Raw genomic sequence first — 24,682 nt, 5'->3', positions numbered from 1 at the left:
GTAAGCATGGCCTGGTGACAGGCCAGAAGGCAAAACACTTAACCGTGCATCATGCGCTTGCTGAATTGTCCCAGCGGGAACATGGACTCGTCGGCTGTCGACTCAGCCTCTTGTGCATAGACCGAGTCGACGCGCTCACGCAACTCTTTGCCTGGCTTGAAATGCGGTACCTGTTTACCTGGAACCTGAACTTTCTCGCCAGACTTCGGGTTGCGGCCTATGCGCGGCGCCCGCTCGGACAAGGAAAAACTTCCGAATCCGCGGATCTCGATGCGCTGACCCGCAGCCAGGGCCTGGGTCATGGCATCAAGAACCGTCTTGACGGCGTAATCGGTATCACGCGCCGCCAATTGCGGGTAACGGCTAGCAAGAATTGCTATCAATTCCGACTTTGTCACGCCAATTAACCGTCGTCGCGCGCCTGGTCAAGCTTGGCCTTAAGCAAAGCGCCCAGGTTGGTTGTACCCGACGAAGCGCTGGCTTCGGACATACGCTGGATGGTGTCAGCCGTTTCAGCATTGTCACGTGCCTTGATCGACAACTGGATCGAACGCGTTTTGCGGTCGATGTTGATGATCATGGCTTCGACATTGTCACCGGCCTTCAGGACGGTACCGGCGTCTTCGACGCGACCAGCCGAGATTTCGGAAGCGCGCAGGTAGCCTTCGACGTCAACCGACAGGGTAACGACAGCGCCGCGTGCTTCAACCGACTTGACCACGCCAGGCACAACTGCGCCCTTGTCGTAGGTTGCAACGAAGTTGTTGAAGGGGTCGCCTTCGAGTTGCTTGATACCCAGCGAGATGCGTTCCTTGTCGGTGTCGATGCCCAGAACCACTGCGTCGAGCTCGTCGCCCTTCTTGAAGTTGCGGACCGCTTCTTCACCGGCTTCGGTCCAGGACAGGTCGGACAGGTGAACCAGGCCGTCGATGCCGCCAGGCAAACCAACAAACACGCCGAAGTCAGTGATGGACTTGATGGCGCCGCGAACCTTGTCGCCACGCTTGAAGTTAATCGAGAACTCTTCCCAGGGGTTGGCACGGCACTGCTTCATGCCCAGCGAGATACGACGACGGTCTTCGTCGATCTCGAGAACCATGACTTCGACTTCTTCGCCCAGGGTAACAACCTTGCGCGGGTCGACATTCTTGTTGGTCCAGTCCATTTCGGAAACGTGTACCAGACCTTCGATACCGGCTTCGACCTCGACAAATGCGCCGTAGTCGGTAAGGTTGGTGACCTTGCCGAACAGACGGGTGCTTTGCGGGTAGCGGCGAGCCAGACCCACCCATGGGTCTTCGCCCAGCTGCTTGACGCCCAGCGAGACACGGCTCTTTTCCTGGTCGAACTTAAGCACTTTGGCTTCGACTTCCTGACCCACTTGCAGGACTTCGGAAGGATGACGGACACGGCGCCATGCCATGTCGGTGATGTGCAGCAGACCGTCGATACCGCCCAGGTCGACGAACGCACCGTAGTCGGTGATGTTCTTGACTACGCCCTTGACCACAGCGCCTTCGCTGAGGGTTTCCAGCAGTTTCTGGCGCTCTTCGCCCATGCTGGCTTCAAGGACTGCGCGACGCGACAGCACAACGTTGTTGCGCTTGCGATCGAGCTTGATGACCTTGAATTCCATGGTCTTGCCCTCGTAGGGCGTTGTGTCCTTGACGGGACGCAGGTCAACCAGCGAACCGGGCAGGAAGGCACGGATGCCGTTGGTCATGACAGTAAGACCGCCCTTGACTTTGCCGGTAATGGTGCCGTTCACCATTTCGCCCGATTCCAGGGCTTGCTCCAGCTGCAGCCAGGCCGACAGACGTTTGGCGCGATCGCGCGACAGGATGGTGTCGCCGTAGCCGTTTTCGAGCGAATCGATGGCAACCGATACGAAATCACCGGGTTCGACTTCGAGCTCGCCCTGGTCGTTCAGGAATTCTTCGAGGGGGATCAGCGCTTCGGACTTGAGCCCTGCATTGACGACAACAAAGTTGTGGTCGATACGGACGACTTCTGCGGAGATGACCTCACCAGACCTCATGTCCTGGTTTTTGATGCTTTCGGCAAACAGGTCGGCAAAGCTTTCGCCGCCAGTGGCGGCAGTGATGGAAGTGGTGGACATTAAATGGAATCCAAAAGCCATGAATGGCTGTTAAAAACACACCAAGGCAGAAAAATTGCCCCAGTGGAGTAAAAAAGAAACCCGGATGCAAACTGCACGCATAAGGCACAATCGCCCGCCGTCATGCACTGCTCCGAAACCCGGGCCCCTGTTGCCAGAGGCCGTTGCACTGCAAACTACTTGTCTTGGCAGGCCTTCGACCATAAATCGAGTACCTGCCCGACTGTTTCATCGATACTTAGCTGCGATGAATCAACCGTTTTGGCATCAGGCGCCGCCACAAGCGGCGCGTTGGTTCGACTGCAATCACGCGCATCGCGCGCACGCATATCTTCCAACAAGCCCGTAAGGTTAGCAGAAAACCCCTTTTCCTTCAACTGCTTACACCTTCTTTCCGCCCGCGACTGCACATCGGCGATCAGAAATATCTTCAGCGGCGCATCGGGAAACACCACGGTGCCCATATCACGGCCATCGGCAACCAGGCCCGGGGCGATGCGAAATGCCCTTTGCCGTTCCAGTAAAGCCTGACGGACCGGCGCATATGCCGCCACTTTCGACGCCAGGTTGCCCACGCTTTCCTGACGAATCAGGCTGGACACATCGATGCCCGCCAGCAGGACCTGATCCGCCTGGAAGGCGACATCCAGCTGCAAGGCTACCTGGGCAACGGCCTGTTCATCGGACGCATCAACACCCTGCTGCTGTGCAGCCAGTGCCGTCAGCCGATATAGCGCTCCGCTATCAAGCGCTTGCCAGCCCAGATGCCGGGCGACGCGATGGGCAATGGTGCCCTTGCCCGAGGCCGTGGGGCCGTCTATGGTAATAACCGGTACGCTGACTGAATGCACGCTCATGCCTGAACCAAATCCTTGAATACCGAAAAATAGCCTGGAAACGTCTTGCCCACACAATCAGGATCCAGAATCGTGACAGGCATGGCACCAAAAGCAGCCAGGGAAAAACACATGGCCATACGATGATCATCGTAGGTTTTGATGGTGGCCGCCTTCCAGGCGGAAGATTCAACCGGGTAAACACGCAACCAGTCGGGGCCGGATTCGACCTTGGCGCCGAGCTTTTCAAGTTCCGCATGCATGGCGTCGATACGGTCGGTTTCCTTGACTCGCCAGCTGGCAATATTGCGCAAGGTGCAGGGGCCGTCGGCAAACAAAGCCATGGCTGCGGCCGTCATGGCGGCATCCGGAATCAGGTTGAAATCCTGGTCAAAAGCCTTCAGACGCTCGCCTTCGGCCACCTTCATTCCGCTGACCACTACCGAATCAGGCGCGCGCACCACAGTGGCACCCATGCTTTCGACCACGTCGGCAAACGCCATGTCACCCTGTATGCTGTCTGCGCCGGCGCCATGGATATGCACCGGACCGCCTCCGATGGCGCCCAGCGCCATGAAATACGACGCCGTTGATGCATCGCCTTCGATCAGTATCTTGCCCGGCGCACGATAGCGCGCACCGGCCGGAATAATGAAACGCTGCCAGCCTTCCCGCTTTACAACAACACCAAACCTGGCCATCAGATTCAATGTGATGAGGATATAAGGTTTGGAAATCAGCTCGCCATCAACCTCGATGACCAGGTCGCCGGCCTGGTTGGCCGTAAAAATTGGTGCAGCCATCAGCAATGCCGTCAGAAACTGGCTGGATACCGAACCCTTGATCCTGACTGGTTGATCCGTATGTATGTGCCCCTGGCCTATGCCGAGTGGCGGGTAGCCAGGCGTACCGGTGTAGCGGATGTCTGCACCCAGGGCGACCAGTGCGTCGACCAGATCGCCAATGGGCCGCTCATGCATACGCGGCACACCGGAAAGGCGGTAGTCGCCGCCCATCAAGGCCAACGCTGCGGTCAGAGGCCGGAAGGCCGTGCCTGCATTGCCAAGGAACAAATCGGCCTGTTTGACAGGAAAAATACCGGCACCATGGACCTGCGCCCTGCCTGTGGCGGCATCGGCATTCAGCTGTACGCCCAGCGTGCGCAAGGCATCGAGCATGACCCGTGTGTCGTCGGAGTCAAGCAGGCCTTCCAGTTCGGTCACCCCTTCAGCCAACGCGGCAAGCAGCAACACACGGTTGGATATGCTTTTGGAACCCGGTAATTTGAACTCACCCGATGCAAGACGCACCGGCGGCAAACACAGACTGGATGAATCGCTCATGACAAACCGCTCCTGCTACCCCAAAACCTGCGCGCCAATGCTGCGCGCTCAAGAAAATCCTGCAGCTCCTTGCCATCTCCGCTCTGCAGGGCCAGCTCGGCGCGCTCCAGCGCGGCCTTGACCTCGTGCAACTCGGCCAGAATAGCCGGACGGTTGGTCAGGAAAATATCGCGCCAGACCTCGGGTGAACCGGCAGCAATACGGGTGAAGTCCCTGAAACCGCTACCGGCCAGCGTCATGCGCAAGTCCGAGTCTGCCGCCGTGGCAACCTGCCACATGAACACCGACGACAGAAAATGTGGAACATGACTGACCGAAGCCAACGCGGCATCGTGCGCTTCGGGCTCCATGGAAATAACCCTTGCGCCACAGCATTCCCAGATCCGTCTCAGGGCAGCCTTGTCAGCCGCACTGTTCTCTTCCAAAGGCGTAAGCACCACATTACGCTGCCGGTAAAGGTTCGGATCGGCGGCTTCCGGGCCGGTTTTCTCGGCTCCGGCAATGGGGTGACCAGGAATGAACTGACTTATGCTCGCTCCCAGGGCATCGCGTGCTGCTGCCACCACATTAACCTTGGTACTGCCTGCATCGGTAATCAGTGCAGAAGGACGCAAACCGGGCTTCAAGGCCTTCAGCGTCGGGCCAATGGCTCCCACCGGAGTGGCCAGAAAAATAAGATCCGCCTCTTGTGCAGCCTGCTCCAGGGTTGCCGTGGCATCGATAATGCCCAGTCTGCGTGCCACGGCCAGCGACGAGGCGTTGCGACCAACGCCCAGCACCTTGCCGACGGATTGCGAAGCACGTAACGCGGCGGCAAACGAGCCGCCTATCAGGCCCACCCCCACAACGGCCAGCACCGGCACCAGCGGCCGGTTCGGCTCGGCAGCGGCGTCCGCCATCATGGGGCGTCAAGTATTTCGGTAAGCGCCGCAAGAAAACGTGCGTTCTCTTCGGGCAGGCCGATAGAGATGCGCAGCCATTCAGGCAGACCGTCACCCGCGACCGGGCGCACGATCACGCCACGCTTGAGCAACTCAAGGTTGATACGCGACGCATCACCGACTCGCACCAGCACGAAATTGCCATAACTGGGTACGAATTGCAGACCCAGGCGCTCGAATCCCTGCACAAGTTCCTGTTTGCCGCGCTTGTTCAGTTCGTAGGACTGCTGCAGGAACTGCGCGTCACCCAGGGCCGCTATGGCCGCAGCCTGTGCCAGGCTGTTCACATTAAAAGGCTGGCGAACACGGTTCAGCAAATCGGTCAGCCGTGGCTGCGCAATGGCAAAGCCCACCCGCAGTCCAGCCAGGCCGTATGCCTTGGAAAAGGTGCGCGAAACAATCAGGTTGGAATACTGCTCGACCCAACGTGCGCTGTCGACACGCAACTCGGGATCGAGATATTCGTTATAGGCTTCGTCAAGCAACACGGTTACCCGATCGCCGTGGCGCTCGTACACGCGCGCCAGGAAAGCAGCTACTTCTGCGGCAGGCAGAAATGTACCTGTGGGGTTATTCGGATTCGCAATGAAAACCAGGCGCGTATCCCCGTCTATGGCGTTGAACATGGCGTCAAGATCATGGCCATGGTCACGCGCGGGAACCATGATATGCCGGGCTCCACGAGCCTGGGTGGCCAGGCGATAGACGGCAAAGGCGTGTTGCGCATAAACGCTGGCAGCTCCGGGCGATAGCAAGGCCAGCGACGCCAGCTCGAGCAAATCGTTCGAACCGTTACCCAGCGTGATCCAATCGGCAGGCACATGATAATGTGCAGCCAGCGCCGCTTTCAGATCGAACCCGTTGGGATCCGGATAGCGGCCCAGCCCGCTGATAACGGCAGTCATGGCGCGCTGAGCCGATGCGGGCACGCCCAGCGGGTTCTCATTGGAGGCCAGCTTCACGATCGAGGCCGGATCCAGCTTGAATTCACGCGCCAGCTCTTCGATGGGTTTGCCTGCCTGGTACGGAGCGATGGCCCGCACATAATCTGGCACAGCATCCGGCAGTGCGGCGGTTTTGAGCTCTTGAGTAGACATACAACGCGTTCCTATTGACGAGGATAAGAGCCCAGCACCTTGAAGAAAGCCACCTGTTTTTTCAGGTCGGCCAAGGCCTGTGCAACAGCCGGTTCATTGCGATGACCCAGCAGATCAACATAAAAATAGTATTCCCACTGCCCGGTGCGGGCCGGGCGCGATTCGAACCGCGACATCGAGACGCCATTGGTGGCCAGTGGCGCGAGCATTTCGTAGACCGCACCCGAACGATTTGGTACGGCAAGAACGATGCTGGTCTTGTCGCTATCGCTGGGCAAGGTTTCTATGGCGCCAACCGCAAGGAAACGGGTCTGGTTCTGGGGGTCGTCCTGTATGCCTGCAGCCACTATCTGCAGATCCCAGGCTTGCGCCGCCACATCACCTGCAATGGCGGCCACCGTTGGGTCTTCCGAGGCAATGCGGGCTGCTTCGCCGTTGCTGGATGCCGCATCGCGAACCAGTTTGGGATAGTGCTGCGTAAGCCAGGACTGACACTGTGCCAGCGCCTGCGGATGCGCCATGACTCGCGTCACGCCATCCAGCGTGCCCGATTTCGTCATGAGGTTGTGATGTATCTTGATCGAGCGCTCGCCCAACACCTTTAACGGCGAATTCAAGAGCAAGTCGAGCGTACGATTCACGGCCCCTTCACTGGAGTTTTCAACCGGCACCATGCCCACGTCGGCCTGGCCAGCCTCGACGGCGCGGAAGACCTCGTCGAAGGAATCACAACGCACGCGGTTGACCGCATGACCAAAATGCTCGAGTGCGGCCTGCTCGGAAAAAGATCCCTGTGGCCCCAGATAGGCTACTGTCAGCACGCTCTCGAGCCCGCGACAGGTGGATATGATTTGTGTCCAGACGGCATCGATGGCCTGCTCGGTAAACGGCCCATTGTTCAACGCCTGCAGGCGACGGATCACCATCGCTTCGCGCTCGGGTTTGAGCACCGGACCATCAACGTCGAATTCTTCCTTGACCTTCCCCACTTCCTGGGCCGTCCTGGCCCTTTGGTTAAGCAAGTCAAGAATCTGCTCATCAAGCGCATCAATGCGCTGGCGCAACGGCAACAAGCGGGCTTGCAAAGAATTATCCATGGCGGCGTTCGAAATCCTGCATGTATGAAATAAGAGCCTGCACCGCTTCCATCGGCACGGCGTTATAAATGGACGCGCGCATGCCTCCTACGCTTTTATGCCCTTTCAGCTGCATCAGACCGGCTTGCTCGGCCTGCGCAAGGAATTCGGCGTTAAGCGATTCGTCACGCAGGAAGAAAGGAGCATTCATGCGCGAGCGCGATGCCGGATGCACCGGACTGATGTAAAACTCCGAGGCATCCAGATAGTCGTACAGGGCTTTGGCCTTGGCGATGTTGGCTGCCTCGATCGCTGCCACACCCCCCTGCTTCTTCAGCCACTTGAACACCAGACCGGCCATATAGATGGCGTAGGTAGGCGGTGTGTTGAACATGGAGTCGGCGCCGGCAACATTCGCATAATCGAAGGCGGAAGGACAGACCGGCAACGCATGACCAATGAGATCCTTGCGCATGATGACCATGGTCACACCCGCGGGACCGGCATTTTTCTGGGCCCCTGCATACACCATCGAAGCTTTCGAAAAATCAATCGGGCGCGACAGGAAATGCGAGGATGCATCTACGACCAGCGGCACATTGCCGGCACCCAGCGCAGCCATATCGGGCAGGACGTCGAGCTCGAGACCGCCTATGGTTTCGTTTGAGCACAGATGCAGATAAGCGGCATCGGGGCGCACGGACCATCCTTGCACCGGCGGGTACCAGGTCCAGGGCGCCTGACTGACACCGTCGATCTGTGTTTCGCTACCGCTGCTGGCGGCAACCGCGATATCGCCATAACGCTGCGCCTCTTTGTGCGACTTGGTCGACCATATGCCGGTCAACACATAATCGGCCTTGCCCAGACCATTACGCCCCAGAAGATTCATGGGAACAATGGCATTCTGGCCGGTCGCCCCGCCCTGCATAAACAAGACTGCGTAATCGTCGGGCACAGCCAGCAGTTCGCGCAGATCTGCTTCGGCCTCATTGCGTATGCGTGTGAACTGCTTGCCGCGATGGCTCATTTCCATCACGGACATGCCGCTGCCTTGCCAGTCGACCAGTTCAGCGGCTGCTTGCTGCAGCACTTCCAGCGGCAGGGCCGACGGGCCTGCCGAAAAATTCCACGGACGCATCAGGATTCCTCGTTGGTATCGTCGTTGCTGACGTCGTTGTTATCGGCATCAGGCAAGACCTCGACTTCGATCTCGTCGTCGGCATCGCTTTCGACCACACGGCGCACACCTGAAAGCATGCTGTCGTCGTCGACGCTGATCAGGGTGACACCCTGCGTTGCACGGCCCATTTCACGGATTTCGGAAACACGCGTACGAACCAGCACACCACCCGTGGTGATCAGCATGATCTCGTCTGATGGCCGCACCAGCACTGCGCCCACAACCTTGCCGTTGCGTGCGGAGGTCTGGATGGCGATCATGCCCTTGGTGCCGCGCCCGTGACGGGTGTACTCAAGGATGGAGGTGCGCTTGCCATAGCCGTTCTCGGTGGCAGTCAGGACGCTTTGTGTTTCGTCGCCCGCCACCAGCATGGCAATAACCGTCTGGCCTTCTTCCAGCATCATGCCGCGCACACCACGCGCCGTACGGCCCATGGGCCTGACATCGTTTTCGTCGAAACGTACGGCCTTGCCGGCGTCGGAGAACAACATGACGTCGTGCACGCCGTCGGTCAGGTCGGCACCGATCAGGTAATCGTTGTCGTCGAGCGCGACCGCAATAATGCCGGCCTTGCGCGGATTGGAAAAATCAGACAATGGTGTTTTCTTGACCGTACCGCGCGAAGTGGCCATGAACACATAGTGGTCTTCGCTGAATTCCTTGACGGGCAGCACCACGGTGATTTTCTCGTTGTCGACCAGCGGGAACATATTCACGATCGGACGACCACGCGAATTTCGCGACCCTTGCGGTACTTCCCAAACCTTCAGCCAGTAGACCCGGCCGCGATCGGAGAAGCACAGCAGGTAATCGTGCGTATTGGCAATGAAGAGCTGGTCGACCCAGTCGTTTTCCTTCATGGCGGTGGCCTGCTTGCCGCGGCCGCCGCGCTTCTGGGCCCGATACTCGGACAAAGGCTGGCTCTTGATATAGCCGGTTTGAGACAGCGTCACCACCATGTCCATGGGCGTGATCAGGTCTTCGGTATCGAGTTCGGTAGCATTGTGCTCGATCTCGGAGCGACGCGTATCTTTGGCACCGGTAGAGAACTCGGCCTTGATGGCCAGCAATTCGTCGCCAATGATGGCGGTGATGCGCTCGGGACGAGCCAGGATATCAAGCAAGTCGGCAATGGTTGCCATGATGTCTTTGTATTCGACAACAATCTTGTCCTGCTCAAGCCCGGTCAGGCGCTGCAGGCGCATATTCAGGATTTCCTGGGCCTGCACATCGCTCAGGCGGTAAAGACCGTCGTCCTGAAGACCAAAGATCGGCGCCAGGCTTTCGGGCCGGTACGCAGCCCGACCTCCGGGGGTATCGCCGCCGTCGGCGCGCGAGAGCATTTCGCGGACCAGGGAAGAATCCCAGGTGCGCGCCATGAGTTCCTGGCGTGCCACCGGAGGCGTAGGTGCCGCCTTGATGATCGCGATGAACTCGTCGATATTGGCCAGTGCCACCGCCAGGCCTTCCAGTACATGACCACGTTCGCGGGCCTTGCGCAACTGGAACACCGTGCGGCGCGTAACGACTTCGCGACGATGGAATAAAAAGTACTCAACGATTTGCTTCAGGTTAAGCAGGCGTGGCTGGCCGTCGACCAACGCCACCATGTTCATGCCGAAGGTATCCTGAAGCTGGGTGTTCTTGTACAGGTTGTTGAGGATGACCTCGGGGACCTCGCCGCGCTTGAGCTCAATAACCAGACGCATGCCGTCTTTGTCGGACTCATCGCGAATATCGGAAATGCCTTCGACACGCTTTTCGTTGACCAGGTCGGCGATTTTTTCCTGCAAGGTTTTCTTGTTGACCTGATAAGGAATGGCGTCGACGATAATCGCCTGCCGGTTGCCCTTATCCATGTCTTCAAAGTGGGTTTTGGCCCGCATGATGACGCGGCCCCGACCGGTGCGATAGCCTTCGCGCACACCCGACATGCCGTAGATAATGCCGCCGGTGGGGAAATCAGGGGCGGGAATCAGTTCTATCAGCTCGTCGATCGAGCAGTCGGGATTACGCAGGCAATACAAACAGCCGTCGATGACCTCGGCCAGATTGTGCGGCGGAATATTGGTAGCCATACCGACCGCAATACCCGAACTGCCGTTGACCAGCAGGTTGGGCAGGCGTGACGGCAACAACAGCGGCTCTTGCTCGCTGCCGTCGTAGTTGGGGCCGAAATCAACGGTTTCCTGATCGATATCGGCCAGAAGCTCGTGGGCGATCTTGGACAAGCGGATCTCGGTGTAACGCATGGCCGCTGCGCTGTCGCCGTCGACCGAGCCAAAGTTACCCTGGCCGTCAACCAACATATAGCGCAGCGAAAAATCCTGGGCCATGCGCACTATGGTGTCGTAAACGGCGGAATCACCATGCGGGTGATACTTACCGATTACGTCACCAACAATACGCGCGGACTTTTTGTAGGCCCGGTTCCAGTCGTTATTCAGTTCGTGCATGGCAAACAGCACGCGCCGATGCACAGGTTTCAGACCGTCTCGAACGTCTGGTAAGGCGCGCCCCACGATTACGCTCATGGCGTAGTCGAGATAGCTGCGGCGCATTTCCTCTTCCAACGAAATTGGAAGTGTTTCCTTGGCGAAGGAATCCATAGAGTGTCTTAATTAACGTAAAAGCGTGAAATCGGACCGGTAACGGGCGAATAGGAAATTCTAGCACTTCCCCTCCTGGAGAGCCGGAATGAGCCTCCCCAGGCGGAAGCTGAGCGTAGCCCGACCCATCAAACATGGGTTTTTGCAGAACTCTTGACAAAGCACTTTAAGCTTCTTGTTTCGTTGCTAAAAACCAACAATAATGCAGGAGATAGAGTAGAAATCCGTATATCTGGTCGATATGGACCTCTCAGGCTTAACGAACATCCCAGAAATGCCGTAAGATTCGCCCTAACACGCATCAAACCCAGCGCAATACTTTGACTGGTCATGGCATTGCTATACTGGCTCCGTTTTCCTGATATGCGGCGGGGGTTCGCTGCGGTCACTTACCAGCATTAAGCTCAACGAGGAGAAATATGAACAAACCCTCCAAAATCGCACTAGCACTCGCCATTGCCGCCACTACGGCTGCTGGCGCAGTATCTGCGCAAACTGTCGATAATTGGCAAAACCCATTTGGCGACGTTTGGATGAACGGCACCAATGAATTGTGCTGGCGCGACAACTTCTGGACACCCGCTACCGGCATCCCCGGCTGCGACGGCGTACCTGTTGCTCAAGCCGAAGCTCCTGTAGTGGCCCCTACCGCCACTAAAGTTGTGCTCAATGCCGACACATTCTTCGACTTCGACAAGTCCACGATCAAGCCCGAAGGTCGTCAAGTGCTTGATCAAGTTGCCTCGCAAGTTGGCACGATCAACCTTGAAACCCTGATCGCTACCGGTCACACCGACTCCATCGGTACTGAACAGTACAACCAGGGTCTGTCGCAGCGTCGCGCCAACTCGGTTAAAAGCTATCTGGTCAGCAAGGGTGTTCCCGCCGACCGTATCTACGTCGAAGGCAAAGGCGAAACGAGCCCTGTTGCATCCAACAGCACTCGCGAAGGCCGCGCACAAAACCGTCGCGTAGAAATCGAAATCGTAGGTACACGCAAGTAATTCACCTGCGTAAATCTGCAGCGTTAAAACGCTACAATAAGGGCTCCGCATTGCGGGGCCCTTATTTCTTCCGGATCGCCCATGAGTACGACTGCCAGCACCAACCCCACCCAGAACGTAGACCAGGCCGAGATCGACAAGTTTGCCGCCCTGGCCTCGCGATGGTGGGATCCTGAAAGCGAATTCAAGCCTCTTCATGCCATCAATCCACTGCGTCTTAACTGGATCATCCGGCAGGCAGGCTCGCTGGCCGGTAAATCCGTACTCGACGTCGGCTGCGGTGGCGGCATCCTTGCCGAGAGCATGGCCCAGGCCGGCGCGCAGGTCACAGGCATAGACCTTGCCCAGCAGTCGCTAACTGTGGCCAAGCTGCATGGTCTGGAATCTGGCGTAGCCGTCGACTACCAGGCCATCAGCGCTGAAGATATGGCCGCACAAAGACCAGCCCAATTCGACATCGTCACCTGCATGGAAATGCTCGAGCACGTACCTGATCCCGGCTCAGTGGTGCGGGCGTGCGCCAGCCTGGTCAAGCCTGGCGGACACGTCTTCTTTTCAACATTGAATCGCAATCCCAAGTCGTTCCTGTTTGCCATCGTGGGGGCCGAGTACCTGCTGCGCATGCTGCCCAAAGGTACCCACAGCTACGAGAACTTCATCAAGCCCAGCGAACTGGCCGCAGCGGCAAGGCAGGCCGGGCTAACCGTAAGCCAGTTGTCGGGCATGGAATACAACCCCGTAACCGACCACTACAAGCTCAGTACCGACACTTCGGTCAACTATCTGATGGCCACACGCCTCGAAGGGTAATTCATGCAGAAACTGGTTTTGTTTGATTTCGATGGTACGCTGGCCGACACCGCGCCAGACCTGGCGGCCGCCGCCAACAGGCAACGCGCAAGGCGCGGGCTGCCGCCGCTGCACTACGATGCCCTGCGGCCATACGCCTCGCAAGGCGCGCGCGGCCTGCTCAAGGCCGCCCTGAACATGGCCCCCGATCATCCCGATTACGAAACCTGTCGCCAGCAGTTCCTTGAAGACTACGAACAGGACATGACCACCCTGACCACCCTCTTTCCGGGTATTCAGGAACTCTTGTCCACGCTCAGGCAAAACGATTACGCCTGGGGCATTGTCACCAACAAAATGGAATACCTGGCTATTCCCCTGGTCGTACACCTTGGCCTGTACACAAACTGTGTCGTCACCGTGGGCGGCGATACCACCGAACACACCAAGCCTCACCCTGCCCCGTTGCTGTATGCAGCTGAAAAGGCCGGCTTCGAGCCCGCCCAATGCATCTATGTCGGTGACGACGAACGCGACATCATCGCCGGCAAGGCTGCCGGCATGGCAACGTTGATAGCAGCCTATGGCTATTGCGGACAAGAAACCGCTGCCCTGCAAGCCTGGCAAGCCGATGGCATTGCACAGTCGGCACAGGAACTCTGGCCTGCGATCCAGCAATGGGCCGATAACGCCTGAAGGCATAAACAAGCGCCCGACTCCGGGCACGCTATTTGCTTGGCTGCTGGCAACGCCTTATGAAAAGGAGTCGCCATGCTACGCAAACTACTATTCGGAGAACGGGCCACCACCAAAATCGCAGCCATCTTCGACACGGAATCCGCCGCCGCAACGGCGGCCGCGGCGCTGCATGCGGAAACCGGCATACAAGCGGGCCAGCTGCGCCTGATCAAGCCCCACGATCAAGGCTACGCCAAAAAGCTGGAGCCTGAAATCTCCGGTATTGCCCGCACCGCATTACGCGCGCACTCAAGCCTGGGCCTGGCCGGCGCATTGGTTGGCCTGATCGCGTGGGGGCTGGCCTATGCCAGCGGCATGCCCACCATCGTTTCCTCTCCGCGCTCCAGTGCGATTGCCTTCATTTTCCTGGCGACCATCGCGGGAATGTTGCTGGGTGGTCTGGTAACGGCACGCCCGGACCACCAGATCGTCATCCAGCGCGTTCACGATGCGAACCAGGCCGGTCAATGGTCATTGCTGGTTCATCCGCGCAGCACCAGGCAATCCGATGCAGCCATCGACGTCCTGAACCGGCTGGGCCCGGAAGTTGTCCGCAGCCTTTAGCAAGGCCCAGGGTTCCCGCCCTCATTCTTCCGGCAGCACATAAGCGATCACATCATCGCCTGCCTTGGTACCCAAGGAGCCATGCCCGCCCGCCACAGCCACGACATACTGCCGGCCATCCGAGCCCGTATAGGTCATGGGGGTAGCCTGGCCTCCCGCCGGCAGGCGGCCCTTCCATAATTCGTCGCCGGTGGTGACATCGTAAGCGCGAAGATAATAGTCCAGCGTGCTCGACAGAAAAGCCACGCCGCCTGCCGTCACGATGGGACCGCCCAGATTCGGCACACCCATCCTGAATGGCAGTGGAACCGGCGAGCTATCGCGAACCGTGCCGTTCTTGTGCATCCATGCAACCTTCCCTGTGGTCAAATCGGCGCCCGCCACATAACCCCAGGGCGGCGCCTGGCAAGGCAGCCCCAGCACAGACGTAAACGCACTGAGCTGCACGGCAAACGGCGCGCCGAAATTCTCGTTCAGGGCCGGAAGGCTGTCTTGCGGCCTTTCACCGCCCTGCACATACAATGTCGTGTCATCCTCGCGCGGGATCAGCCTGGAAACGAATGCCAGCTGCGTAGGTGTGACGAAGGCGATCTGGCGCTCCGGATCCACTGCGATGCCACCCCAATTGAAGACACCAAAGTTGCCCGGGTACACCAGCGTCCCCTCGGTGCTGGGCGGCGTGTAGCGCCCTTCATAGCGCAACTGGTGGAACGCTATCCTGCAGGCCAACTGGTCGAACAGGGTGGCACCCCACATCGAGGCGCCCGTCAGCGGCGCGGGATCGAACGACAGCGCCGACACCGGTTGCGTGGGTGCCGTACGATCCCCTTGCGCCGCCCCTTGCGGATACGGCTGCTCCGTCACCGGCAGAATCGGTTCGCCATTGCGGCGATCGAGCACGAATAATTCGCCCTGCTTGGTCGGCTGCACCAATGCGGGTATGGTCTGCTCGCCTATCGTCAGATCGATCAGGCTGGGCTGAGCCGGCACATCATAGTCCCACAAATCATGGTGAACGGTCTGGAAATGCCAGCGCACCTGTCCTGTTTTCAGATCCAGCGCAACCACGGCGGATCCGTAAGGAGCCGCCGCTGCGTTACGTTCTCCGCCCCATTGGTCTGGCGGCTGGTTGCCCATCGGCACATAGACCATGCCCAAGGATTCATCCACACTGGAAATCGACCAGCTGTTGGGCACGGAAGGCGTATAAGTCTGGCCCGGCTCCAAAGGTTCCGTACTATCGGGGTTGCCCGGATCCCAGTTCCAGACCAGCTCACCGGTATTGACGTCGTAAGCACGAATGACGCCTGACGGCTCTTCGGTAGACACATTGTCCAGCACCGTGCCGCCAACGATAATCAGGGACTGCGTGACCACCACAGGCGATGTGGAGTAATAACCGCCAGGCCGGGCGAACGGCATATTCGCCCACAGGTTGATCTGGCCCGAGCCACCCCCAAAGTTGGTGCACACCGCGCCATCATCCGGATCAAGCGCAATAATGCGTCCGTCAGCCGTCGGCATGAACAGCTTGGCCGTGCACTGATCGATCGTAGTCTTATCCTGGGCGGCGACCGGCAGCTTCAGCGCTTGCAACAAAGCCGCCGCTGCAGTGCGCTCGCGGTCGGCACCCGCCACATCAGCCGCACGGCTTTCAGGGACCGCGGCGTCGGCGGAACCTTGACCCGGATCCGTATGGCCTTCACCCAAGGGCGCCACCTTGGCCGGATCGTAATACGACAAGCCCCTGCAGGTCAGATGCTGCAAGGCCAGTTCGTCCCGTATCTGCGGATCGTAGCGCCATATTTCCTCTCCGGTCGTCGCATCCAGCGCGACGACGGACTGATGAGGCGTGCATAGATACAAGCGTTCGCCTATCTTCAGGGGCGTAACCTCGAAGGTGGTTTCAACCGGATCGCCTGCGCGACCGCGCATGTCGCCCGTTTCGTAGTGCCAGGCCACCTCCAGCCTCGACACATTCTGCGGCGTGATCTGTGCTAGCGGCGAATACCGTTGGCCATGATTGCCGCGGCCATATGCGTGCCATTCTCCCGGCGGCACCTGCTGCGCGTCGCCGGCCAGCTGTGCACGCGCGGCAGGCAGCTCTCCCTCGATACGATGCGGGTCGACAAACCACGATGCTACGCCCACCCCCAAAAACACAAGCAAGGACAGCATTAGCGGCATACCGATCCATCGGGGAGCTCCCGTGCTCGAGGCGGTACGCGCCCTTCGACGCAAGGGCCGCGTAACCCAGGGCGTCAGCATGAACAGCCCCAAAAGAAACAACACATCGCCGCGCGCCGCCAGCGGCCACCAGTCCAGCCCCACTTCCCATAACGCCCAGAGCACGGTTCCGAACACGAGCAAGGCATAGAGCCATAGCGCAAAGACCTCTCGCCGAAACAGCAGCACGGCCGTAAACAGCAAGGCGACACCGGCTAGCGCGTAGTACCAGGACCCCCCTGCTGCGATCAGCCACAGGCCGCCAACCGTCAAAACGACGCCGAACAAGGCATTCAGCCACGCCGCCACCAACAAGGCGGTATTACGTTGTGTGCTTCGCATAGCTTCTCCCCAGGTATAAATCCGTTTAACGAACCGATCGTCATCGGATTAGGGAAGCAAGTTGAATACCCGGTAGCGACCGGTCGAGGTCATCGGCCAAGTGGTGAAGACGCCCCTTGGTTCAACATGCCCCTGAGATCCTTGATCATCAGGAACAGATGGTACGGATCGGTCGGGCTGGGCTCGAACTCCCACGACTCGTACCACTGCCGCGCCGCATCGTCCTTGGCGTGGACCAGCAGGCAGCGAATGCCGGCGATGTCGGCAGCCTGAGCGGTGCGCAGCAGCGCATCCTTGAGCAAGGCCTGGCCCAGTCCCTTGCGCTGATGCTCCTTGTCCACCGCGAGCCGGGCCAGGATCATGACGGGTACGGGGTGACGCGCCAGCCCCTTCATCACTCTTGACGGCGCGGCCTGCGGATCAACACTGCCGACGGCGAGGCTGTAAAAACCGACCACCACGTCACCCTGGCAGCAGACGTAGTTTTGCGCGCTGTTGGCCTTCTGGTTGACGAGCGCGTAGCGCTGCAGGAACTGGTTCAGCGCGGCCTGCCCGCAGTCGAACGCATCGACCTGATCCGTTGCAGCGAGCTTGCGAACGGGTGAGTAGTCATTGCTCAACCCAGCACCCCAGGTTCACGCAGCAACTTCTTCAGACGCGGCTTGCTTTGCACGGGGCGGTCCAGCGCTTCATGGAAGGCCTGCCACTGTGTGTCATCCAGAACGAACTGACGACGATCTGCCAGCGTCTGCGCGGCTGCCGTCACGCCCGCGTCAAGCAGGAACTCGCTGACGTTTTTGTGGCAGGCGCGCGCGGCTTCCTGCAACAGTTGCTTGACTGGCGCGCTGGCGCGAACGTCAATGCGTTCGGTCTTGGAAGGATTCAGGGTGCTCATGGTGCCCCTCCGGGCTGATCTTGAATGTCCTTATTGTAGTTGTCCGGACAGTGTCCTGACAAGCGAGCTCTGCCCTCAGCCATCCAGGGGAAGAGCCGGAAGAGCCCAAGAAAAAACCCGCATATCGTTTAAATATGCGGGTTTCAAGAGGTTTTAACCTAGGTGTCTTGGTGGTGGGGTGGAACCCTGCATCAAACGACTATTGAAAGTACGGAATCGAAACGCTGCGGGTTGCTGCGAACCAGTGCGAACCGGAGCGAAAAGCCTGCCGGTACGCCCGTCGGCAGTGGACGATCAAGCAGGTTTTTCGGACTGATTGGTAGTCGGAATACGGCCTCAACCTCGTCTGCTTTCCGTGGCCAGTTCAATTCCCGAAACGGGAACTGAACCCGCGTCCGTTGCCACAGCCAATAACACACCCATTTACACCCTTTCCTGGGGCAAGGTGATCCGTCATGCGGCGAATGGTGATCACATTCACCGCACAATATGCGGCGATTGGCTTGCGCGTGCGGAGATTGCAGTCCATAATCTCCGCATGAATAGCGGCGATTACAAATACATCTGGCAGGCCAGTGACTGGCCAAACTGGCGCTTCGACCTGGCGGCGCTGGCCGAGCCCATGGCTGAGGTCAGTCGTGCCCAAGGGCTCTTGATGGGGCGTCTGGCTGACATCGGCATGGCCTTGCGTGACCAAGCGAGTCTCGCGGCGCTCACCGAGGACGTGGTCAAGACCAGCGAGATCGAAGGCGAGCAGCTCAACGTTGAATCCGTGCGCTCGTCCATCGCCCGCAGGTTGGGCGTTGACATCGGCGCGCTCGCTCCGGTCGATCGGCATGTCGAAGGCGTGGTCGAGATGGTGCTCGATGCCACCGCCAACTGCCAGGCACTGGTGTCGCGTGAGCGTCTGTTCGGCTGGCATGCCGCACTGTTTCCTACCGGCTATTCTGGGCTCTCCAAGATCAACGTCGGCGGCTGGCGCGACGATGCCACCGGCCCGATGCAGGTGGTGTCCGGACCCATCGGCCGCCAGCGGGTGCATTTCGAAGCACCGCCGGCCGATCGCCTCGAGACCGAAACCAGCCGCTTCCTCGACTGGCTGAATGGCACATCAAACGAACCGCCACTGCTCAAGGCAGGCCTTGGCCATCTGTGGTTCGTCACTCTGCACCCATTCGATGATGGCAATGGCCGTATCGCCCGGGCCATTGGCGATCTGCTGCTGGCGCGTGCCGATGGCAGCCCGCAACGCTTCTACAGTTTGTCGGCGCAGATCCAGCGCGAACGCAAGGCTTACTACGACATCCTGGAGAGGACGCAGAAGCGGTCGATGGATGTCACCGAGTGGCTTGCGTGGTTCCTCGACACGCTTCATCGCGCCGTCGACCAGGCCCAGCACACGCTGGACGCTGTCCTGACGAAAGCGCGGTTCTGGCAGCGCTGGGCGACGACCCCGTTGAACGAGCGGCAGGTGAAATTGCTGAACAAGCTGCTCGATGGTTTCGAGGGCAAGCTCACCAGCAGCAAGTGGGCGGCCATCGCCAAATGCTCGCCGGACACGGCACTGCGCGACATCAACGATCTGCTGACGCGGGGCGTGCTGCGCAAATCGGATGCGGGCGGGCGCAGCACCAGCTATGAGCTGAACGACCTGCCGGAGTAGCGGCGCTTCCTGGAATTGGCTTGGCTCGCGACCGGAACAGCGCCTTCATGGACTCCTGCCAATTCATTCGGAAGGAGACCAAGATGGAAGTCGTTCATCTCAATCAAAAACAACTGGCCGCGCGCTGGTGTATCAGCGAGGCCACCCTGGAACGCTGGCGCAGCGCGGGGATCGGCCCCAAGTTTCTGAAGCTCTGCGGGCGCGTGCTCTACCGGCAGGCCGACATTGAGGCCTACGAGGAGTCGTGCCTGGCGACCTCGACCAAGACCGTGGTGGCCCAGGTCAGTGTCAGCTGAGAAATGTTCCGATTCGTCGGTAGATATCGACAAGTACCGACGATTTGCAACGTCGGCGGCACCGCCGGCCATCTGGGCGAGCCAGATATCCGGCCAACGGAAAGTCCGCAGTCCGCAAGCGCGGACCAACTGACCGTTTTGTTGAAAATCAACGGCCTGGCATCAGGCCGTGCGGGCTGGTGAGGGTTCCTGCGGGTTCGTGCGGAAAGATTCGAACTCCTGCGGGGGCTGGGTGGGGCAGCACCCGGCACCAAACGACTATTGAAAGTACGCAATAGAAGTGCTGCGGGCTGCTGCGAACCATTGCGAACTCGATCGTAAAGCCTGCCCGATTGTAGACCTGCAAGCAGGTTTCTCAGCCATGCTGGTCGCCGGAAACGGGCATCAAACTCGTCTGCGATGGGATGTCGGTTCAATTCCCAAACCCGAATCCAACCCGTGTCCGCACGGTAGTTCAAACGGTGGGCTCGGCGGCTGCGTCATTGTCGGCGGCGGGGTCGGTGAGCCGCCGAATCGTCAGTGCACAGCGTTGCTCAATCAAGGTATTGATTTGCTCAACCACGACATTGCCAGCAAAACTTTGTCCGGGGTCAAACTGGAGCTTGCGCGCCGTGGCGGGCAGTAGTTTTGTCAGGTCCAAATGCGCCGTTTGGCCTGCGTCAGTTTCCCGGCGGTCTCCAGCCGTACATACACCAAACGCTTCTGGTCATCCACCGCGTCGCAACTCCCTGACACCCCGGCCCAGCTTGCGGCGCAACAGGGCCCGCAGGGTCACCCCATCCGAGTACCCGACTTGTGCGGCGACTTGGTCGACGCTCGCGTTTCCGGTGCGCAAGAGATGCACGGCATGCTCCACGCGCAGGTCCTGGAAATACGACAGCGGCGTCTTGCCCAAAACGCTTTGCAGCCGCCGCGCCAAGGTGCGCTCGCTTGTGCCCACGGCGCTGGCCGCCTCGGCCAGCGAGAACCCCTTCGCGAGCTGACGTCTGGCCCAGCACTCGAAGCGCTCCACCATCGGGTCGGCATGTGCAAGGTGGTCGGGAATCACGAACTCGGCTTGCGAACTGCGTGCCTCGACCAGCAGATAGCGTGCCACTAGGGCCGCCAGCGCTGGACTGCGCCCCCGGATGATGCGCAAGGCCAAGTCGACGTGGGCTAAAGCGGCACCCGCGGTAGTGAAGCGTGTCGAGTTCACGATCATGCGTGACTCGTCCAGCGTGACGTTCGGATAGCGCTGCCGAAACATCGGCCCCAGCCACCATGACGTCGTCGCACGATGCCCATCAAGCAGGCCACTCTCTGCAAGCAAGAAACTACCGGAGCAGGCGGCACCAAGGTGCGCGCCAGCGGTGGACCGCTGCTGTAGCATGGCGACCGCATCGGGCACGTCGGGGCGTGTGAGCCGAGCCGAGAGCGTGTCAGGCATCTTGTCACCAAACGCGGGCACGAGCACGACGTCTGGTTCCGGCACACCACGCGCAGTGACCACGGGGACCGTCAAGCCTTGCGCAGTTCGGATGCGACGCCGCACACCCACCAGCGTGAGCTCTATGTGCGCGGGAGCCTGTGGCAGCGAGCCCGACATCGCATTGGCCAAGCCCACTGTGTCAGTGAGCGCCGCAAGCCCCAGATCAAATACGCCATCACAAACAAGGATGTGGAGTTTCATGGCAACAATGATATCAAAGTTGTCATTATTGCCTATAGAGATGGCTGTCATGAAGATTTAGACTGCAGGCTCGTCGATCCCTTCACCTAACCCATTTCCCAAAGGATTACAGTATGACCAAGCTCGCCCTGTTTGTTCGCCTCGAAGCCAAAGCCGGCCAGGAGGCTGCGCTTGCCGACTTCCTGGCCAGCGCACTGCCGCTCGCCAACGCCGAGTCCGGCACCACTGCCTGGTTCGCATTGAAGTTTGGCCCTTCGACGTTTGGTGTGTTCGATGCCTTTGGCGATGAGGCAGGTCGCCAAGCACATCTGAACGGCCAGATCGCCGCGGCCTTGATGGCCAACGCCGCGACCTTGCTCAGTTCTCCGCCCAATATCGAGAAGGTCGAACTGCTTGCAGCCAAACTGCCTGCATGACAACCCGGCCTTGACCCAATCAGGTCACGCTGCAGGATGGGGGTCACACGGCCCTACGCAGCGATCCCCCTTCAATTGCACTTGCCCAGGGAGCTACCTTCCACAGCGATTGGGGGGGGGGCGATATTGCAGCCAGAATTTCCAAGCTGCGTCAGCAAGCAGGGGCAACATTAGGGCGAGCTGAGATGTTCCGATTCGTCGGGTAGTTATCGAGAAGTACCGACTGTTTGCAACGTCGGTACCGAGAGCCGTCTGGACGAGCCAGATTTCTGGCCCATTGGAAGTCCGCAGTCCGCAAGCGCGGATCGATCGAGCGATTTGTTGAAAATCAACGTCCTAGCATCGGGCCGTGCGGGCTAGTGAGGGTTCCTGCGGGTTCATGCGGAAAGATTCGAACTCCTGCGGGGTCTGGGTGGGGTGGAACACAACAGGCGCGCAACATTGATGGTTCGCTCGCACTCAACGGCCAGCCCATTCCTCCCGGCCCAGTCCTCCTGGTTGATGACATGGTCGACTCGCGCTGGACGCTGATGGTGTCTGCATGGCTGCTGCGCAAAAGCGGTAGTGGCGCGGTTTGGCCTATGGCCCTTTCACAAACGGGGCACGACGAATGATGCCAGTCCTCTCTCCCAACACCCAGGCGATCCTGCTGCTGACTGCGCCGCTCATTGCCGGACGAGGCACTGCGTCATCGGATCTTCTCTCGCCTGGTGAATACAAACGTCTTGCGCGCCATTTGCGCGAGATCCAGCGTCAGCCTGCGGATCTCCTCTCGCCGGACGCAGCTGAGATCCTGCGTGCGTGCCAACAGGTGATTGACGAGGGCCGCCTTCAGAAATTGTTGGGGCGCGGATTCCTGCTGAGTCAAGTGATCGAGCGCTGGCAGGCGCGCGCCATTTGGGTAGTTAGCCGTGCCGATGCAGAGTACCCCCGCCGTCTGAAGGCCCACCTGCGCGAAGACGCGCCGGCGGTGCTCTACGGCTGTGGCGACATGGCTTTGCTCGAAACCGGCGGGCTGGCCGTCGTTGGATCGCGCCATGTGGACGACGCCCTCATTGACTACACCATGGCAGTTGGCCGGCTCGCTGCTCGGGCAGGTAGAACGCTTGTCTCCGGTGGCGCCAAGGGCATCGATCAGGCCGCCATGCGTGGCGCGCTGGAGGGGGGGGAAAGTTTGTGGCGTGCTGGCGGACAGTCTGGAAAAGACCACCATGAACCGCGAGCACCGCAATCTGCTGCTGGATGGGCAGCTGGTCCTGATTTCGCCCTACGACCCGAGTGCCGGGTTCAATGTGGGCAACGCCATGCAGCGGAACAAGTTGATTTATGCATTAGCAGACACCTCACTGGTGGTCAGCTCCGATCTCAACAAGGGCGGCACTTGGGCGGGTGCTATCGAGCAGCTCGACAAACTCAAGTTTGTCCCGGTCTTCATTCGATCGACGGGCGAGTCTTCCGCCGGATTGGATGGTTTACGAAAGAAAGGCGCACTTCCCTGGCCTAACCCGCAAGACGTGGATTCGTTCGAGGATGTGTTCAACGTGGCGATGCCAACGCCGACGGCATCCCCACAGGTTGGTTTTGCGCTGTTTTCAAACGAAGACCCAACGTCGGCTGATGCCAAGCCAACGGCGCCCGTGCCACCCGACGCCGCGCCATTGCCTCGGGTCGAGAGTGAGCCACCAGCACCGGCCGACATTGTTACCGATGCGCAGCCACCCGCTACGGCATTGGAAGAACCTCCGCCAGTCAAACCAGAGGCCGTGGCGCCGATAGACGAGGCCAAGGAATCTCCGCAGCCCGAATCGACCCCTGCCGAAGTGCTCTTCGCTGCAGTGCGCGCAGCGATTCAGCAACTCTTGAGTGCGCCGATGAAGGACGCCGAAGTGGCAGCCGCGCTGGACGTTTCCAACGCGCAGGCCAAGGCATGGTTGCAGCGTCTGGTCGACGAAGGCGTACTAGAAAAGCAGAAGAAGCCTGCGGGCTACGTCGTCAAACAAAAGCGGCTGTTCGAGTGACCGATGAAGATCAACCAAGAAATCAAGCCGCAGTGCGACGGCATCGATGAAGAGAGAGCGGAAGCGTAACAATGGCCAAGACACTTGAAGCCCACGACAAGCTGATCCGGGAGATCTTCGAAGGCAGCTACCAGTTTGAGATTCCGGACTACCAGCGCCCCTACGCCTGGACGACCGAGCAGGCGGGTGAGTTGTTCGACGATCTGATCTCGGCCATGCAGGACGCCCGTGTCTCCGGCGCGACCAGCCAATACTTCCTCGGCAGCATCGTTCTGATCAAGAACGACAGGGAGCCGAAATCGTCGGTGGTCGATGGCCAACAGCGACTGTCCACGCTGACGATGCTCTTCGCGGTACTGCGCGAGGCCATGCCGCACGCCGCCGACGACATCACCGATTTCCTCTACAAAAAGGGCAAGGTCAGCCTCGGCGAGAAAAACGAATACCGCCTGACCGCCCGCGAGGAAGATGCCGACTTCTTCCGCACCAACATTCAGGAGCCTGGCGGCATCGCGCAGTTGGTTGCCAGCACCGACAAGCTGGAAGACAGCCGTCTCCGCTACCGCGAAAACGCCACACTGCTGCTGGGCAAAGCCAAGGCGCTACCGCCCGCCGACCTGATCGCGCTGTGGCAGTTCCTCGCCAACGACTGCTCGCTGGTTGTCATCTCCACGCCCGATCTTGAAGCCGCGTATCGCATCTTCTCCGTGCTCAATAACCGGGGGCTCGACCTCGCGCCTACGCCACCACGCTGGTGGACTTGAAGCACCACAAGGTGTTCGATGTGGTGCTGGGCCGCTCAGAGGCGAGCCTGCGCAGCTATTTGAAGCGCCTGCCAGGCAGGGAGCACGTGCGCGT

22 protein-coding genes and 1 pseudogene are annotated in these 24,682 nt (G+C 59.6%); 9 read left to right on the top strand and 14 right to left on the bottom strand.

Features of this window, described 5'->3' with window-relative positions; translation table 11 throughout:
- Positions 1–38 precede the first annotated feature (38 nt).
- From LKR43_RS02750 to gyrA, 9 genes are all read right to left on the bottom strand, one after another.
- Entirely contained in the window at positions 39–398 is a 360-nt protein-coding gene (locus LKR43_RS02750; protein WP_227682323.1) for an integration host factor subunit beta, read from the bottom strand.
- A 5-nt stretch (positions 399–403) separates the two neighbouring features.
- On the bottom strand, positions 404–2,119 hold the full coding sequence (gene rpsA / locus LKR43_RS02745) for a 30S ribosomal protein S1 (protein WP_227682322.1): 1,716 nt from the start codon (positions 2,117–2,119) through the stop codon (positions 404–406).
- 176 nt (positions 2,120–2,295) lie between these two features.
- Positions 2,296–2,976, bottom strand: a complete 681-nt coding sequence (gene cmk / locus LKR43_RS02740) for a (d)CMP kinase (RefSeq protein ID WP_227682321.1) — start codon at positions 2,974–2,976, stop codon at positions 2,296–2,298.
- A complete protein-coding gene (gene aroA, locus LKR43_RS02735) occupies positions 2,973–4,298 on the bottom strand; it encodes a 3-phosphoshikimate 1-carboxyvinyltransferase (protein ID WP_227682320.1) in 1,326 nt (441 codons plus the stop codon). The genes cmk and aroA overlap by 4 nt, the downstream gene beginning before the upstream one ends.
- On the bottom strand, positions 4,295–5,197 hold the full coding sequence (locus LKR43_RS02730; protein ID WP_370632064.1) for a prephenate dehydrogenase: 903 nt from the start codon (positions 5,195–5,197) through the stop codon (positions 4,295–4,297). Before LKR43_RS02730 ends, aroA begins: the two co-directional genes overlap by 4 nt.
- Positions 5,197–6,336, bottom strand: coding sequence for a histidinol-phosphate transaminase (hisC, locus tag LKR43_RS02725; protein WP_227682318.1), 1,140 nt, complete (start codon positions 6,334–6,336; stop codon positions 5,197–5,199). Before hisC ends, LKR43_RS02730 begins: the two co-directional genes overlap by 1 nt.
- Positions 6,337–6,347: 11 nt before the next feature.
- Positions 6,348–7,433, bottom strand: coding sequence for a prephenate dehydratase (pheA, locus tag LKR43_RS02720; protein ID WP_227682317.1), 1,086 nt, complete (start codon positions 7,431–7,433; stop codon positions 6,348–6,350).
- Entirely contained in the window at positions 7,426–8,559 is a 1,134-nt protein-coding gene (serC, locus tag LKR43_RS02715) for a 3-phosphoserine/phosphohydroxythreonine transaminase (RefSeq protein ID WP_227682798.1), read from the bottom strand. The genes pheA and serC overlap by 8 nt, the downstream gene beginning before the upstream one ends.
- On the bottom strand, positions 8,553–11,204 hold the full coding sequence (gyrA, locus tag LKR43_RS02710; protein ID WP_227682316.1) for a DNA gyrase subunit A: 2,652 nt from the start codon (positions 11,202–11,204) through the stop codon (positions 8,553–8,555). Before gyrA ends, serC begins: the two co-directional genes overlap by 7 nt.
- A gap of 419 nt (positions 11,205–11,623) precedes the next feature.
- Here gyrA and ompA point away from each other — a divergent pair, with 419 nt between their 5' ends.
- The 4 genes from ompA to LKR43_RS02690 all read left to right on the top strand — a co-directional run bounded on the left by ompA (position 11,624) and on the right by LKR43_RS02690 (position 14,299).
- On the top strand, positions 11,624–12,208 hold the full coding sequence (ompA, locus tag LKR43_RS02705; RefSeq protein WP_227682315.1) for an outer membrane protein OmpA: 585 nt from the start codon (positions 11,624–11,626) through the stop codon (positions 12,206–12,208).
- A gap of 81 nt (positions 12,209–12,289) precedes the next feature.
- Positions 12,290–13,018, top strand: coding sequence for a bifunctional 2-polyprenyl-6-hydroxyphenol methylase/3-demethylubiquinol 3-O-methyltransferase UbiG (ubiG, locus tag LKR43_RS02700; protein WP_227682314.1), 729 nt, complete (start codon positions 12,290–12,292; stop codon positions 13,016–13,018).
- A gap of 3 nt (positions 13,019–13,021) precedes the next feature.
- Positions 13,022–13,693, top strand: a complete 672-nt coding sequence (gene gph / locus LKR43_RS02695; RefSeq protein WP_227682313.1) for a phosphoglycolate phosphatase — start codon at positions 13,022–13,024, stop codon at positions 13,691–13,693.
- Between the two features lie 75 nt (positions 13,694–13,768).
- Positions 13,769–14,299: a hypothetical protein gene (locus LKR43_RS02690; protein ID WP_227682312.1), complete on the top strand. Its 531-nt coding sequence runs from the start codon at positions 13,769–13,771 to the stop codon at positions 14,297–14,299.
- Between the two features lie 21 nt (positions 14,300–14,320).
- On the opposite strand, the gene LKR43_RS02685 is transcribed toward LKR43_RS02690, so the two are convergent.
- The 3 genes from LKR43_RS02685 to LKR43_RS02675 form a co-directional block, all read right to left on the bottom strand.
- Positions 14,321–16,867, bottom strand: a complete 2,547-nt coding sequence (locus tag LKR43_RS02685; RefSeq protein ID WP_227682311.1) for a glucose/quinate/shikimate family membrane-bound PQQ-dependent dehydrogenase — start codon at positions 16,865–16,867, stop codon at positions 14,321–14,323.
- Between the two features lie 89 nt (positions 16,868–16,956).
- Positions 16,957–17,487: a GNAT family N-acetyltransferase gene (locus LKR43_RS02680; RefSeq protein ID WP_227682310.1), complete on the bottom strand. Its 531-nt coding sequence runs from the start codon at positions 17,485–17,487 to the stop codon at positions 16,957–16,959.
- A complete protein-coding gene (locus LKR43_RS02675; protein ID WP_227682309.1) occupies positions 17,484–17,762 on the bottom strand; it encodes a DUF1778 domain-containing protein in 279 nt (92 codons plus the stop codon). Before LKR43_RS02675 ends, LKR43_RS02680 begins: the two co-directional genes overlap by 4 nt.
- A 538-nt stretch (positions 17,763–18,300) precedes the next feature.
- Here LKR43_RS02675 and LKR43_RS02670 point away from each other — a divergent pair.
- Both LKR43_RS02670 and LKR43_RS02665 read left to right on the top strand, forming a co-directional pair.
- Positions 18,301–19,425: a Fic family protein gene (locus tag LKR43_RS02670; RefSeq protein WP_227682308.1), complete on the top strand. Its 1,125-nt coding sequence runs from the start codon at positions 18,301–18,303 to the stop codon at positions 19,423–19,425.
- Positions 19,426–19,508: 83 nt separating this feature from the next.
- Positions 19,509–19,721 carry an AlpA family transcriptional regulator gene (locus tag LKR43_RS02665; protein WP_159558349.1) on the top strand — a complete coding sequence of 71 codons (213 nt, stop codon included), beginning with the start codon at positions 19,509–19,511 and terminating at the stop codon, positions 19,719–19,721.
- Between the two features lie 454 nt (positions 19,722–20,175).
- On the opposite strand, the gene LKR43_RS02660 is transcribed toward LKR43_RS02665, so the two are convergent.
- Positions 20,176–20,361 carry a hypothetical protein gene (locus tag LKR43_RS02660; RefSeq protein ID WP_037031229.1) on the bottom strand — a complete coding sequence of 62 codons (186 nt, stop codon included), beginning with the start codon at positions 20,359–20,361 and terminating at the stop codon, positions 20,176–20,178.
- Between the two features lie 66 nt (positions 20,362–20,427).
- Complete coding sequence (locus LKR43_RS02655) at positions 20,428–21,441, bottom strand: GlxA family transcriptional regulator (RefSeq protein WP_227682307.1); 1,014 nt, start codon at positions 21,439–21,441, stop codon at positions 20,428–20,430.
- A gap of 62 nt (positions 21,442–21,503) precedes the next feature.
- On the opposite strand from LKR43_RS02655, the gene LKR43_RS02650 reads away from it, so the two are divergent.
- The 3 genes and pseudogenes from LKR43_RS02650 to LKR43_RS02640 all read left to right on the top strand — a co-directional run bounded on the left by LKR43_RS02650 (position 21,504) and on the right by LKR43_RS02640 (position 24,588).
- A complete protein-coding gene (locus LKR43_RS02650; protein WP_227682306.1) occupies positions 21,504–21,806 on the top strand; it encodes a putative quinol monooxygenase in 303 nt (100 codons plus the stop codon).
- A 610-nt stretch (positions 21,807–22,416) separates the two neighbouring features.
- Positions 22,417–23,824: pseudogene (locus LKR43_RS16270) on the top strand (DNA-processing protein DprA).
- 71 nt (positions 23,825–23,895) lie between these two features.
- Positions 23,896–24,588, top strand: a complete 693-nt coding sequence (locus tag LKR43_RS02640; protein WP_227682305.1) for a DUF262 domain-containing protein — start codon at positions 23,896–23,898, stop codon at positions 24,586–24,588.
- The last annotated feature ends 94 nt before the right edge of the window (positions 24,589–24,682 follow it).

The sequence above is a fragment of the Pusillimonas sp. MFBS29 genome (genome assembly GCF_020687695.1).
Taxonomy (GTDB): Bacteria; Pseudomonadota; Gammaproteobacteria; order Burkholderiales; family Burkholderiaceae_B; genus Pusillimonas_C.
Note: the sequence above shows the minus strand (reverse complement) of the source record. Positions and strands in the feature narration are given on the sequence as shown.

Excerpts from the sequence above, each read along its gene's own strand:
- LKR43_RS02655 (WP_227682307.1), bottom strand. The coding sequence starts at position 21,441 with ATGACAGCCATCTCTATAGGCAATAATGACAACTTTGATATCATTGTT.
- LKR43_RS02730 (WP_370632064.1), bottom strand. The coding sequence starts at position 5,197 with ATGGCGGACGCCGCTGCCGAGCCGAACCGGCCGCTGGTGCCGGTGCTG.
- hisC (WP_227682318.1), bottom strand. The coding sequence starts at position 6,336 with ATGTCTACTCAAGAGCTCAAAACCGCCGCACTGCCGGATGCTGTGCCA.
- cmk (WP_227682321.1), bottom strand. The coding sequence starts at position 2,976 with ATGAGCGTGCATTCAGTCAGCGTACCGGTTATTACCATAGACGGCCCC.
- LKR43_RS02665 (WP_159558349.1), top strand. The coding sequence starts at position 19,509 with ATGGAAGTCGTTCATCTCAATCAAAAACAACTGGCCGCGCGCTGGTGT.
- ompA (WP_227682315.1), top strand. The coding sequence starts at position 11,624 with ATGAACAAACCCTCCAAAATCGCACTAGCACTCGCCATTGCCGCCACT.
- LKR43_RS02670 (WP_227682308.1), top strand. The coding sequence starts at position 18,301 with ATGAATAGCGGCGATTACAAATACATCTGGCAGGCCAGTGACTGGCCA.
- LKR43_RS02685 (WP_227682311.1), bottom strand. The coding sequence starts at position 16,867 with ATGCGAAGCACACAACGTAATACCGCCTTGTTGGTGGCGGCGTGGCTG.
- ubiG (WP_227682314.1), top strand. The coding sequence starts at position 12,290 with ATGAGTACGACTGCCAGCACCAACCCCACCCAGAACGTAGACCAGGCC.
- LKR43_RS02640 (WP_227682305.1), top strand. The coding sequence starts at position 23,896 with ATGGCCAAGACACTTGAAGCCCACGACAAGCTGATCCGGGAGATCTTC.
- LKR43_RS02690 (WP_227682312.1), top strand. The coding sequence starts at position 13,769 with ATGCTACGCAAACTACTATTCGGAGAACGGGCCACCACCAAAATCGCA.
- aroA (WP_227682320.1), bottom strand. The coding sequence starts at position 4,298 with ATGAGCGATTCATCCAGTCTGTGTTTGCCGCCGGTGCGTCTTGCATCG.
- gyrA (WP_227682316.1), bottom strand. The coding sequence starts at position 11,204 with ATGGATTCCTTCGCCAAGGAAACACTTCCAATTTCGTTGGAAGAGGAA.
- gph (WP_227682313.1), top strand. The coding sequence starts at position 13,022 with ATGCAGAAACTGGTTTTGTTTGATTTCGATGGTACGCTGGCCGACACC.
- LKR43_RS02675 (WP_227682309.1), bottom strand. The coding sequence starts at position 17,762 with ATGAGCACCCTGAATCCTTCCAAGACCGAACGCATTGACGTTCGCGCC.
- pheA (WP_227682317.1), bottom strand. The coding sequence starts at position 7,433 with ATGGATAATTCTTTGCAAGCCCGCTTGTTGCCGTTGCGCCAGCGCATT.
- LKR43_RS02650 (WP_227682306.1), top strand. The coding sequence starts at position 21,504 with ATGACCAAGCTCGCCCTGTTTGTTCGCCTCGAAGCCAAAGCCGGCCAG.
- rpsA (WP_227682322.1), bottom strand. The coding sequence starts at position 2,119 with ATGTCCACCACTTCCATCACTGCCGCCACTGGCGGCGAAAGCTTTGCC.